This is a genomic window from Flavobacterium sp. GW821-FHT11G01 (assembly GCF_058808175.1).
Genome location: NZ_JBXARK010000002.1, coordinates 739,365 through 752,093, shown reverse-complemented (window position 1 = coordinate 752,093; position 12,729 = coordinate 739,365). Strand labels below are relative to the sequence as shown.

At 31.4% G+C, this 12,729-nt stretch carries 12 protein-coding genes and 1 rRNA gene; 9 read left to right on the top strand and 4 right to left on the bottom strand.

Annotated elements, in window-relative coordinates; genetic code table 11:
• Nucleotides 1-538: ribosomal RNA gene (locus AC1RRN_RS07045) — 16S ribosomal RNA — on the bottom strand; the annotation flags it as partial.
• Between the two features lie 926 nt (nucleotides 539-1,464).
• The gene (locus tag AC1RRN_RS07040; RefSeq protein WP_492966624.1) at nucleotides 1,465-2,484 is read right to left on the bottom strand and encodes a hypothetical protein; all 1,020 of its coding nucleotides are present in this window, start codon (nucleotides 2,482-2,484) and stop codon (nucleotides 1,465-1,467) included.
• A 201-nt stretch (nucleotides 2,485-2,685) separates the two neighbouring features.
• On the opposite strand from AC1RRN_RS07040, the gene AC1RRN_RS07035 reads away from it, so the two are divergent.
• The 8 genes from AC1RRN_RS07035 (at nucleotide 2,686) to AC1RRN_RS07000 (ending at nucleotide 10,182) form a co-directional block, all read left to right on the top strand.
• Nucleotides 2,686-3,201 (top strand): RNA polymerase sigma factor, encoded by a 516-nt coding sequence (locus AC1RRN_RS07035; RefSeq protein WP_492966623.1) that lies wholly within the window; start codon nucleotides 2,686-2,688, stop codon nucleotides 3,199-3,201.
• A 49-nt stretch (nucleotides 3,202-3,250) separates the two neighbouring features.
• On the top strand, nucleotides 3,251-4,150 hold the full coding sequence (locus tag AC1RRN_RS07030; RefSeq protein WP_492966622.1) for a FecR family protein: 900 nt from the start codon (nucleotides 3,251-3,253) through the stop codon (nucleotides 4,148-4,150).
• Nucleotides 4,151-4,177: 27 nt separating this feature from the next.
• Complete coding sequence (locus AC1RRN_RS07025; protein WP_492966621.1) at nucleotides 4,178-6,685, top strand: carboxypeptidase-like regulatory domain-containing protein; 2,508 nt, start codon at nucleotides 4,178-4,180, stop codon at nucleotides 6,683-6,685.
• A 313-nt stretch (nucleotides 6,686-6,998) separates the two neighbouring features.
• Nucleotides 6,999-7,907, top strand: a complete 909-nt coding sequence (locus AC1RRN_RS07020) for a COG4315 family predicted lipoprotein (protein ID WP_492966620.1) — start codon at nucleotides 6,999-7,001, stop codon at nucleotides 7,905-7,907.
• Nucleotides 7,908-8,016: 109 nt separating this feature from the next.
• Nucleotides 8,017-8,412, top strand: coding sequence for an OB-fold protein (locus tag AC1RRN_RS07015; RefSeq protein WP_492966619.1), 396 nt, complete (start codon nucleotides 8,017-8,019; stop codon nucleotides 8,410-8,412).
• A gap of 3 nt (nucleotides 8,413-8,415) precedes the next feature.
• Nucleotides 8,416-9,261, top strand: coding sequence for a DUF5777 family beta-barrel protein (locus AC1RRN_RS07010; RefSeq protein ID WP_492966618.1), 846 nt, complete (start codon nucleotides 8,416-8,418; stop codon nucleotides 9,259-9,261).
• Nucleotides 9,262-9,272: 11 nt separating this feature from the next.
• Complete coding sequence (locus tag AC1RRN_RS07005) at nucleotides 9,273-9,623, top strand: cytochrome c (RefSeq protein ID WP_492966617.1); 351 nt, start codon at nucleotides 9,273-9,275, stop codon at nucleotides 9,621-9,623.
• Nucleotides 9,624-9,636: 13 nt separating this feature from the next.
• A complete protein-coding gene (locus tag AC1RRN_RS07000; RefSeq protein ID WP_492966616.1) occupies nucleotides 9,637-10,182 on the top strand; it encodes a YceI family protein in 546 nt (181 codons plus the stop codon).
• Nucleotides 10,183-10,307: 125 nt separating this feature from the next.
• Here the strand turns inward: AC1RRN_RS07000 and AC1RRN_RS06995 are convergent, their stop codons facing one another.
• Together AC1RRN_RS06995 and AC1RRN_RS06990 are read right to left on the bottom strand one after the other, a co-directional pair.
• Nucleotides 10,308-10,997, bottom strand: a complete 690-nt coding sequence (locus tag AC1RRN_RS06995) for an SIMPL domain-containing protein (protein ID WP_492966615.1) — start codon at nucleotides 10,995-10,997, stop codon at nucleotides 10,308-10,310.
• Nucleotides 10,998-11,050: 53 nt separating this feature from the next.
• Nucleotides 11,051-11,698, bottom strand: coding sequence for a rhomboid family intramembrane serine protease (locus AC1RRN_RS06990; protein ID WP_492966614.1), 648 nt, complete (start codon nucleotides 11,696-11,698; stop codon nucleotides 11,051-11,053).
• 113 nt (nucleotides 11,699-11,811) lie between these two features.
• On the opposite strand from AC1RRN_RS06990, the gene AC1RRN_RS06985 reads away from it, so the two are divergent.
• Nucleotides 11,812-12,684, top strand: coding sequence for a lysophospholipid acyltransferase family protein (locus AC1RRN_RS06985; RefSeq protein ID WP_492966613.1), 873 nt, complete (start codon nucleotides 11,812-11,814; stop codon nucleotides 12,682-12,684).
• Nucleotides 12,685-12,729 lie beyond the last annotated feature (45 nt).

Below are 12,729 nucleotides of genomic sequence, written 5' to 3'. Positions count from 1 at the left end.
CGCTTGGATCCTCCGTATTACCGCGGCTGCTGGCACGGAGTTAGCCGATCCTTATTCTTACGATACCGTCAAGCTCCAACACGTTGGAGTGTTTCTTCTCGTATAAAAGCAGTTTACAATCCATAGGACCGTCATCCTGCACGCGGCATGGCTGGATCAGGCTTGCGCCCATTGTCCAATATTCCTCACTGCTGCCTCCCGTAGGAGTCTGGTCCGTGTCTCAGTACCAGTGTGGGGGATCTCCCTCTCAGGACCCCTACCCATCGTAGCCTTGGTAAGCCGTTACCTTACCAACTAGCTAATGGGACGCATGCTCATCTTTTACCGTTGTGACTTTAATTATAAAGTGATGCCACTTCATAATGCTATGAGGTATTAATCCAAATTTCTCTGGGCTATCCCTCTGTAAAAGGTAGATTGCATACGCGTTACGCACCCGTGCGCCGGTCTCAAAGTCCGAAGACTTCTACCCCTCGACTTGCATGTGTTAAGCCTGCCGCTAGCGTTCATCCTGAGCCAGGATCAAACTCTTCATCGTATATTGTTTGCCTTGATTACTCAAGACTAATTATTATCGACGAATCTCTATCGGTTCTTTTCAAATCTCTCGATTCCATTACTCTTATTCTTTTGTTTTAACATCTCTGTTAAAACGGCTGTCAATTCAATATGTCTACGAACGTGTATTTCTTCTTGTTTCGCTTGTCTCTCAAAGCGGGTGCAAAAGTAGAAAACTTATTTACATGCACAAGTCTTTTTACAAAGTTTTTTCAAGTCTTTTTTGAAACTTTTTCTTAACTTTCTGATAACAGCAAACTTAGGCTATATCTTTTTTTTACAATTACGAAGGATTTTTCTTATTTTATCTTATTTTTTAAAAAAATCATTTCTTTAAAAAACTTTTTTTTTCGAATTCCTTAGTCGAATCTATTGTTTTGGATGGCCTATATCCTCTACAAATCACTTTTAAACCTTAGAACAACAAATTGAACTCTCCTTTTTCTAATAAAATTTCCTTATTCTGATATAAAAAACAAAGCACCTCATCATTTAGAAACAAATTTGTAGCTAAGAAGTACGAATAAGAATGACTTTTCTATTTAATTCAATTTTATGTATAGTCTATTAAATATATTTTGTTTCCCTTAATCCCGCCACTTTGCAAAAAACACAAACAAGTATACAAACTACTCTCTTATATCTTGCAGCAGAGAATAAATTAAATCCGGATTATTTAAAGAGAGTAAAAAGCGAGGTCTGAATATTATAAACGTGCTATCTTTATTAAAGTAGTATAAAGATGGGATCTATCTTAATTAATAGTATATAGATTTATTTGGTAACAAATGGATCTATATAAAGATTCAAAACATAATTCAATAGACAACTAGGAAACATGTGGAATTAAAAGAATTGTAAAAACATTTTAGTTTATAAATCGTAAATCAATTCAGATACGAAAACTTATTTTTTTTCAAAATAAAGATAATTAGTAGTATTACCTATCTCACGTAATCTTACTTGCGAATTATTAAACTCGAACAATTTCCAATTATTATTAAGTTTACCAAGTAGTTCTGTGTTGAAAGTTATTTTAAATTCTCTAATGTTGTTTTGCAATGTACTTTCCCAAGTACCCGTTTCCGATATCGATCCTTTGGTAGCCACTACGGATTTGTCACTTTTAAAGACAAATGAATATCCACTATAAGATGATGTTTTTTCTGAATCATTAAAAAAATAAGGTATTGACCAGGAACCATTTGTTATAGTGTTTACAAAATCAAGTGAAACAATGTTATTTTCAGGACAATAATCAATAGCATATTTTATAGCATTTTCGAAATCTGAATTGTTTGTAATTGATTTTGTTTGATTGTTGTAATCTACTACTGAAATTGGATATTGTAATGAAATATACTGACTACTGTTCAAATTTTTTATAAAGTTGAAAAAGGCCTGATCACTTATAATCGATACAGAACTCGCTATTTGATTTGCACTGTTATAAATGTTAATCGTTATAGGATAATTGATATTTAGTCCGTTGATTTTAGATAAAAGATCTGGGTAAAGATTCCAATAATCAATTAAGGAATTAAAATCAGCTTCATTTGGAATATTTTTTTCGATGTAATTATAGTAAACCATCATTACTGGAAAATTTATTTTTACGATATCATCATCTGTAGTACTTGCGTTGATATTATCTAATACTTTTTGATAATCACCAGTAGCATTAATTGCAATCTGAACATTGTTAACAGTAACGGTATAAGGTAATTTTATGGTACAATAAGTCGATCTGTCTATTATATTATCCTGTACAGTTTTAACCATTGCAACTCTTTGAAGATAAGAAGTAAGAGGAGAAACACTTGTAATTGTTCCCTGTGCATTGTTATTTTGCTCATCCATCTCAGTTTGACAAGACCATAAGAACAAAAAAGCTACTACTGCTAAATATTTTTTTAAAGGGAACATATTTATATTTTTACAAAGGTAATAAATTTAAGAAACTGTTTTTAATAAATTCGACATCAGGAGTTTCGAGTTCATTTTTTTGAAAATTCTCTGATTATCAAAAGAAAATAACATCTTGTATTTCTATAAAACAATCCACTTTGCTTTTACCCTACTTAAACTAAAAACAAATACTTTTACATTGTAAATTGAAAAACCCAAATGCCAAATAAAAACCAATCAAATACTTGTGACGAAATAATTTTTTCGTCTTTTTTCAAAAGTCACATAAAAGCGCTTCGAAATTTTCTTTTTTACAAATTTGGAAATATCGATCAGGCAGAAGATGTGGCACAGGAAGCATTTGTTAAACTTTGGCAAAACTGTGCATCTGTACCACTGGAAAAAGCAAAATCATATATTTATACGATTGCAAACAATAGCAGTCTCAACGAAATTGCTCATCAAAAAGTCGTTTTGAGATATGAAAAAAACTTTACCGGTTTAGATAAAACTAATGAAAATCCCGAATATCTTTTAGAGGAAAAACAATTTCAAGCCAAACTTTTAAAAGCTATTGAAAACTTAAATGAAAAACAACGTACAGCTTTTTTAATGCATCGTATTGACGGAAAGAAATATAGCGAAATTGCTCTTGATTTAAATATTAGCGTAAAAGCAGTAGAAAAACGAATTCATTTAGCTTTATTAAGCTTACGTAAAGAAATTGATTTATAAAAGTAGGGTAAATTTAGTTCCAATTGTTTTAATATATAATACAAGTACAATGAAAAAAAATCGCTTATTAGCAAAATGGCTCAACAATGATTTATCGAAAGATGAATTGGCTGAATTTGAAGCAAGTCCCGATTTTGAAAAATATCAAAAAATAAAAAATTATACGGATCATTTAGAAGTAGGTGATTTGGATGAAAGCGTTATGTTGTCTAGTATTCTGAGTCAGAAAAAAGTAACTCCAAAAGTAGTTCCTTTATATAAAAAATGGGCATTTAGAGCTGCGGCAATATTGGTTTTGGCTCTTGGAATTACATTTGCGTTGAAGTTATTTATTCCTCAAACACAAACAGCAAATTATGGCGAAAAAACAACTTTTTTATTACCCGACAATTCTGAGGTGGTACTAAATTCCGGTTCTGAAATAAACTATAAAAAATGGAACTGGAACAATAATAGAAATCTCGAATTAAAAGGAGAAGCTTATTTCAGAGTAGCCAAGGGCAGACGATTTGAAGTGCATACCAATCTTGGAAAAGTGTCGGTTTTAGGAACTCAATTTAATGTTAAAGCCCGAAAAAACAGATTTGATGTAGTGTGTTATGAAGGGCGTGTTAAGGTAAATTATGCCGATACTCAAATTTTATTAACTCACGGACAAGGCGTTAGTTTTGAAAATGGTAAACAAACTAAAATGAGTATACATTCCTTAAAACCAGAATGGACAGAAAATCAAATATGTTTTTATAAAGAAAATATCAGAACCTTATTAGACGAAGTTGAAAGGCAATATAATATTAAAATCGAATTAAACACAAAAGATACAATTTCCTTATTTACAGGAAAGTTACCTGCTAAAAACCTGGATATAGCCTTGCAAATTATTAGTACAACGTATCATTTAGAGGCGAAAAAAGTCTCAGAAAATAAAATAATTTTTGACGAAAAATAAATGTTGCTCCCCAAACAATTTCATTTTTTGTTTTTTACATTTTTCCTTGTCCTGAATCTTTTTGCTCAGGACAAAGGGAAAGTTATGCTTTTTAAAAAAATCATAATTGATATTGAGCAACAACATCAGGTTAGCTTTAATTACACTGAAGATAATATTGCCGGCCTGCAATTAATCCCTCCTAAAAGATCTCTTTCTTTAGATCAAAAATTGCAATATTTGGCAAAAAACACCAATTTATCATTTGAAAATATAGGAAACAAATTCATTAATATTTATAAAAAAGATAATGAATTACAGATAATTTGTGGATATATTTTTTCTAATACAGATAAAAAACCTATTGAAAAAGCAAATATTAGTTTACCTAACAAAACTCAGGTTACAACTGATTTAAATGGCTATTTTGAGTTTAAAAAAGAAGAAGCAACTACACTTTTGATTAGTCACATCGGATTTACAACCAAAAAAATTGTAGTTAATAATACGGATTCTAAAAATTGCCTTCAAATACTATTAGAACCTGAAATTACAGAACTTGCAGAAATTAAAACCAATGCGATTTTGGCTTCAGGAATTTCAAAAAACAAAGACGGCTCATTTGAAATTAAACCTAAGAAATTTGGTATCCTTCCAGGGCTTATTGAACCTGATGCTTTACAAACAATGCAGCAAATACCTGGTGTAAACAGTATTGACGAAAGTGTATCGAGCATCAATGTCCGTGGTGGTACACACGATCAGAATTTATTTTTATGGAACGGAATACGAATGTTTCAAACGGGGCATTTTTTTGGTTTAATCTCGGTATTCAATCCAAATTTGGCACATACCATTTCTATTTATAAAAATGGGAGTTCTGCCTTTTTCGGAGAAAGTGTATCCAGTGTCGTAGCTATTTCTTCTACTCCCGAAACAGCAGAGAAAAATACTTTTAGTGCAGGAATAAATATGATTAATGCTGATATTTATGCTAAGTACAATGTTTCGAAAAAAAGTTATGTCGAAATTTCCGCACGTAAATCTATTACCGATTTTGTAGAAACGCCTACATATAAAGAGTACTTTAATAAAGTATTTCAAAACACTACAATAACTGATTTTTCAGAAAAACAAAATGTCAATTATCATAGTGACAAAAAATTTGGTTTCTACGATGCTACCCTTAAATATGCTCAAAAAATTGGAAGTAAAGACCAAATAATACTCGATTTAATTACTATTAAAGATAATCTGGAGGTTTTTCAAAGTGCAACTGTATATGACATAAACAGATCAGAAAACAATGTTTTACGCCAACAAAATTATGGCGGGAATTTATTATGGAAAAGAAACTGGAACAATTTCAATACAACTAAGATTAATGTCTATAACTCTTCGTATGAACTTTTGGCCAACCAAAAAACCACCATTGGAGATCAAATCGTTATTCAGGAGAATACAGTTAATAATAATGGAATTAATTTAGAAAACAACCATACGATTACCTCTAAATTTAGTTTTAATGATGGGTATCAATTCAACGAAATAGGCGTTACTAATTTAGAACAGGTAACCAATCCGGATTTCTATCGTAAAGTTAAAGACGTTCTGAGAACCCACGCTTTAATTGTAGAAGGAAAATACAACGATACGCTTTCCCGAATATATTTTAAGGCAGGAGCCCGATTGAATTATATTGAAAAATTTAAAAAATATATTGTAGAACCCCGAATACAGTTTAGCTACGGCATTAATAAAAGCCTGAATTTAGAATTATTGGGTGAGCTAAAAAGTCAAAATTCACAACAAATTATTGATTTACAAAAAGATTATTTTGGCATTGAAAAAAGGCGGTGGATCATCTCTAATAACACCACAATTCCTATTCAAAAAAGTAAACAACTATCTTTAAACTTATTCTACAAAAAGAATGACTGGCTTCTGGATATAGAAAATTTCTATAAAAAAGTAAATGGTATTACAACTTCCAGCCAGGGTTTTCAGAACCAGTTAGAGTTTGTTAGAATGACAGGCGATTATGAAGTTTGGGGAACAGAGATGCTGATTCAGAAAAAAATGAATCACTTTCTGACTTGGCTAAGTTATACTTATAACCATAATAATTATCATTTTTCTAATTATGAATATCCAAGTTTCCCTAACAATTTTGAAGTAATGCACACTGTATCGTGGGCGGGAATCTACGAGAAAAATAATTTCAAAATTGCTTTGGGAACAAAATGGTCATCCGGAAGGCCAAAAACTTCTCCTAACCTCTCTCAAATTGATCCGTCAGATCCAATATTGGTTTACAATAAACCAAACAATACCAATCTGCATATTTTTTCGCAGGTTAATATTTCCTCTACTTATAAATGGGAAACCGCAAATGGAATTCAATACAAATTAGGAATATCCATCTTAAATATCTTAAACAGGAAAAATGAAATCAGCGAATATTATAGAATAAGTTCTCTAACAAATTCTATAGAAGAAGTTGAAACATTCGCACTGCAAAGAACTCCTAATCTGAGCTTTAGAATTTCTCTCTAATCCAGTTTCTACAAAGTTTGTAAGAGATTTTTGTCCTCTTTTTATTTTTTTTTATAAAAACATCACTTCTTTGGTAGGGTAATCTACATCAAGGCTGTTTTACTATTGAACCTATCAAAAGAATAAAACATGACTTTTTTAGAAAACTTAGTATTAAACCAGCGCAGCTATTTTTTTTATGACAGTTCGTAACGTAAAAATTATTGAACGAATACTTATGTGATCCTTGATATATAATCAAACAACAAAACACTTTACTCTTTCTGTAAAGTATATTTTTCCCTTTTCTATAATTAATCTAATCAAAAAAACAATGAAATTAAAACAACTTAAATTCGCTTTAGTTGCCCTTGTAGCAGCAACATTTTTTCTAAGCTGTAGTAGTGATAACGGTAATGACAATACTACAACTCCCCCTCCAGAAGTAAAAAATGATGGGGTTAAGCTTTCTACAAGTGTGACATTAGGATCTTATCTTTCAGATAAAAACGGAAGATCTTTATATTTTTTCGCAACAGATGCGAACGGTCAAACATCATGTACCGGAGGATGTGAAGCCCTATGGCCTGCTTTTTTTGTAGATAATTTAACTGCAGATAAATTAGGTGCAGGATTAACATTGTCAGATTTTGCAACTATAACCACTACATCGGGTAAAAAACAATTAACCTATATGGGCTGGCCATTGTACTACTACGCACCTGTTTCTGCAGGCGATGGATACGGAGGCGGTGGAGTCAATACTCCAGAAGCTGCTGGCAAAACAACAGGCGATGGAATTGATGGCACCTGGTTTATCGCAAAACCAGACTATTCTATTATGATAGTAAGAAGTCAACTTATAGGTCACGATGGTAAAAACTATAAATCAGATTATACCGTTGGAGATGGTTTAACCACCTACTTTACAGATGCTAAAGGGCTTACACTTTATACTTTTAAAAGTGATAATTTCAAGAAGAACAATTTCACAAAAGCAGATTTTTCAAACAATGCTGTTTGGCCAATATATGAAACAGACAAAATTGTTGTTCCATCTATTCTTGACAAATCTAAATTTAGTGTTATAACAGTATTTGGTAAGTCTCAATTGGTTTACAATGGCTGGCCTTTGTATTATTTTGGACAAGATGCGAACGTTAGAGGTGCAAATAAAGGAATTAGTTTTCCTAGTCCGGGAATTTGGCCAGTACCCGTAAAAGACATACCTCTTGCTATATAAAACAGTAAATAGCATTTCAAATTAGTCCAATAGAAATTGGGCTAATTTGAAATAATAAAAACCGAAAATCTCTGCATACTACTGCAAAATTTAAAATCACAAAATCAACATGAATAAAACAAGAATCAAGATTCTGATATTTTTATTAGTGATAAGTTTTGGCCCTTATTATATCTACCAAAATATTTTATACAAAGATGCCAGAGACATCAATAATGAAAAATCAATACTTACAATTACAGCTGAAAATTTAGAAAAAGAATATGCTGTAGATCCGTCACAAGCTGATTCTAAATACTTAAATAAAACAATTGAAATTGAAGGAATAGTTTCAGAAGTTACCGATTCTACCATGGTCATAGACAAAAAAGTGTTTTGCAAAATGAACGGAAAAGTAAAAAAGGCTTTGATAAATAAACAAATCAATATAAAAGGGAGATGTATTGGTTTTGATGATTTATTCGAAATAGTAAAATTTGATCAATGCAGTATTCAACAAAATTAAAATATGAAAAAAAAAATATTCATAATAGCCAGTTTTTTAATCTGTCTTTATAGCAATGCTCAAGACGATTTGCTCTCTACACTGGATTCAACCCAAGTAGTCGATAAAAGCGTGACAGCCACATTTAAAGCTTTGCAAATTATAACCCTTCAATCTACCAAACTAGCTGCCAAAAAAGAATTTTATCTTGTTATTTCTCATCGATTTGGTTCTGTAAAAGGTGGAATCTCAGAATTTTTCGGTTTTGATGATGCAACTACAAAAATTGGAGGAATTTATGGCGTAACCGATTGGCTTTCTGTAAGTGCATCTCATCATACTTTGTTAAAAATAAATGAAGCATCGGCAAAATTTAAGCTTATAAGACAAAGTGAAACGTTTCCTGTTGATATTGTTGGTTACAGTACGATAGATTTTAATAGTGGATTAAAGAAGGACGATTATCCTAAAATTGAATTTTCAGATCGATTAACTTATATAAATCAAATTCTGATTTCAAGAAAATTCTCTAATAAACTATCTTTAGAATTAGCTCCTTCATTTATCCATAAAAACCTGTATAATCCCGAGATAGAAAACGATAACCAATTTACTCTGGGAGCCGGTGGAAGATTAAAATTAACGAAAAGACTTTCTCTTAATTTAGAATATGGTCAGAATTTTAATAAACCAGACTTTTATAATAATCCACTATCCGTTGGATTAGACATAGAAACCGGAGGTCACGTTTTTCAATTGCTTTTTACCAATTCTCAATCAATGACCGAAAGTGGTTACCTCACAAGTGCTTCTGGCGATTGGGGCAAAGGCGATTTTTTCTTTGGATTTAATTTATATAGAGTTTTTTAAAAGTATAAAATATGAAAAAATATATTTACTTATCTGGTATTATACTATCCTTATACAGTTGTGAATCTAGAACTTATGAAGATTTACAAGAACCAACTGTTATAGTTGATGAAGTTACTTATACAGCAAATGTCAAGTCTATTATTGATGCAAATTGCATTGCCTGTCATGCTTCTGGCTCAGGGCTGAGGCCTTTAGAAACTTATACTCAGGTTAAAGACGCAACATTAAATACTGATTTATTAGACAGAATTCAGAAGCAAAACGGAACGCCCGGGCAAATGCCACAATCAGGAAGAATGCCACAGGATAAAATAAATATCATTCTGCAATGGAATACAGATGGATTATTGGAAAATTAAATCAACAGTAAAAATGAAAAAAATAATTGTACTTCTCTTTTTGTTTGTTGGAATACTCCCTATTTCGGCTCAGAAATATATAACAAAAACCGGAAACTTAAAATTTGAAGCTTCTGTTGAATCTTTTGAAGAAGTTGCAGCAGAAAACAAAAATACGTCTGCCATTTTAGAATCTTCAACTGGAGAAATTGCCGTTTTAACTCTTATGAAAGGCTTTCGATTTAAGATTGCATTAATGGAAGAACATTTTAATGAAAACTATGTAGAATCAGATAAATTTCCTAAAGCAACATTTAAAGGTGCGGTTGAAGATTTTGATGTCTCAAAACTTTCATCAACAGCTAAAATATTTAAGATTTCGGGAGACATGACCTTACACGGAAAAACAAAAAAAATAACTACAAATGCCAAAATTTTAAAATCTGGTGATAAAATTACTGTAACAGGGAATTTTGTAGTAAAGCCTGAAGATTTTGATATTGAAATTCCGAAACTGGTAAGTAAAAAAGTGGCCGATGACATTAAGGTGAATTTCAATCTCTTGCTTACAAAATCTTAAAAATAATTACTATTTTAAATAAGCCATCCTGTTTATTTACTATTCAAATAGCTTTAAAGAAAAATCCCAAATTTCAATTAAACAATTGGAATTTGGGATTTTAAATATTGAAATTTATTTTATCCTTAATCTAAAATAAAACTAACGCTTACATTGGCTGTAATTTCGATTTCTCCAATTGCTAAAGTTTCGTTTGAAGCTCCGGCATCTGCAGATTCTTTCATTCGCATTGCAGCATACATTGGTTGTGGATGATAAATTTGTGAATTATCTGAAATAGTATACGCCTTACCTACTTTTTGACCTAAAACAGAAACATAATCTTCTGCTTTAGCTTTTGCATCCTTAATTGCTAATTTTCTAGCTTCTGACTGATATTGTGCTAATTTAGATGATTCAAAAGAAACGTTATCTAAACGGTTAATTCCTTGTTGAACTAAACCTTCCATCAATTCATCATATTTAGACAAATCTTTCACTAAAATCTCAACTGTTTGTGTTGCATTATAACTTGTTTTCTTTTTTTCGTAGTCATATTGCGGATTAAGCGCTACTTGTTTTGTTCTGAAATCTGCTGTTGGGATATTCATTTTTTTGATGAATTTTAAAACAGCATCCATTTTTTCGTCATTTTGCTTTTTGACGTCTTTAGCATTATTTCCTTTTGTTTCAACTGTAGCTGAAATAGAAACCTGATCAGGAGCTATTTTTACTTTTCCTTCTCCATTTACATTGATCTGAGGGATTTGTTTGATTTCTTGGCCGTAAGACATAGTCATAAACATGATTGTTAAGAATAATACTACTTTTTTCATTTTTGTTATATTTTAAAATTATTGATTAGGGCATTTCAAAAGTTATGCCAGCATTACAACTTTCCTAATTTGGCCATAACAAAAAGTATTAAAATCGGAATTGCCAATAATATAACCATCAAACTATGATCTACAATTAACGAAGGTTCTTTTAGCAAAGTAATCAAATAACCTCCTATAGCACCTCCAAAATGCGCTGTGTGACCAATATTGTCATTTTTGGCTTTCATTCCGTAAATTGAATATAATAAATATAAAATTCCGAAAAGATAAGCTGGCATCGGAATGACAAAAAAGATTCCCAGCATCATATCCGGCTGTAATAAAATGGCAGAATACAAAATTCCTGTCACAGCACCCGAAGCTCCAACGGCACGATAACTATAATCATTTTTATGAAACAACATTGTTAGCAAGCTTCCAAAAATTAAACTTCCAAAATAAATTAAAACGAAAGAAATTGTTCCAAGCCACTCTATCACAACTGGCGCGAAGAACCAAAGTGTCAACATATTGAATATTAAATGCATCATATCAACATGCAAAAATCCAGAAGACAGCATTCTGATTTGTTCACCAGAACGAATACTTCCAACATGAAATTCATATTTTCTAAAAAAAGCAAGATCATTAAAACCTTTGTAACTAATCAATGCATTGGCAACTATAATTCCAACCAAAACGGTATTAACGGTGTTCATAAAAAATGTTTAAAATGAGTGGTAAATATAATCATTCTCAAATACAACTTGAGTACAAACCAAAACATCCAACGTTATTCATTTTTACTTTATCTTTGTAAAAAAAAAGTTAGATGCAATTTCTTGTTTATATTTTAGCCTATCCTTTTCTTTGGCTTATTTCTATACTTCCTTTCCGAATATTTTACTGGCTATCAGATTTCATTTATTTTCTGGTATATCATGTTATTGGTTACCGTAGAAAAGTTGTTCGCGAAAACCTCGCATTAACGTTGCCACACCTGAGTGATAAAGAGCGAAAAGAAATCGAAAAGAAATTTTATCAGCACATGTGTGATATGTTTTTGGAGATGGTCAAAACGATGAGCATTACACCTGAGGAAATGGAAAAAAGATTTACCATTACTAATATGGATCTTTTTCATGAGTATGAAAAAAAAGGAAAAAGCGTTGTTTTAGTAGCTTCTCACTATGCTAGTTGGGAATGGCTTTTGACACTTAATAAAAGAATGATTTTTAACGGAGTTGGTGTTTATAAAAAAATTGCCAATCCTTATTTTGATAAACTGGTTCGAAAAATAAGAGGAAAATACGATGCCGAGTTGGTTGAAACCAAGAAAGCAATTCCGTTAATGGCACAAAACCAACGTGACGGAATTTTAAGTCTTTATGGTTTAGCAAGTGATCAGTCACCGAAATTAGATAGAATTTTTCATTCGATGAAATTTATGGGAATAGAAGTTCCGGTTCATACAGGAGCTGAAATGTTGGCCAAAAAATATGACTTGAGTGTTATTTTTATTAAAGTAAAAAAAATAGGAAGAGGATATTATGAAGCGACAATTGTACCAATTGCTGACAATCCTAAAGAATTCGAGAATTTCGAAATCACAGAAAAATACTTAAGAGAAGTTGAAAAACAAATCTATGAAGCTCCTGAATATTATTTATGGACGCACAAAAGATGGAAACATCGCGTTGAATAATTTCTTTTATTAAAATATTTAAAAGTCCAAAAAGCAAGTATTGCT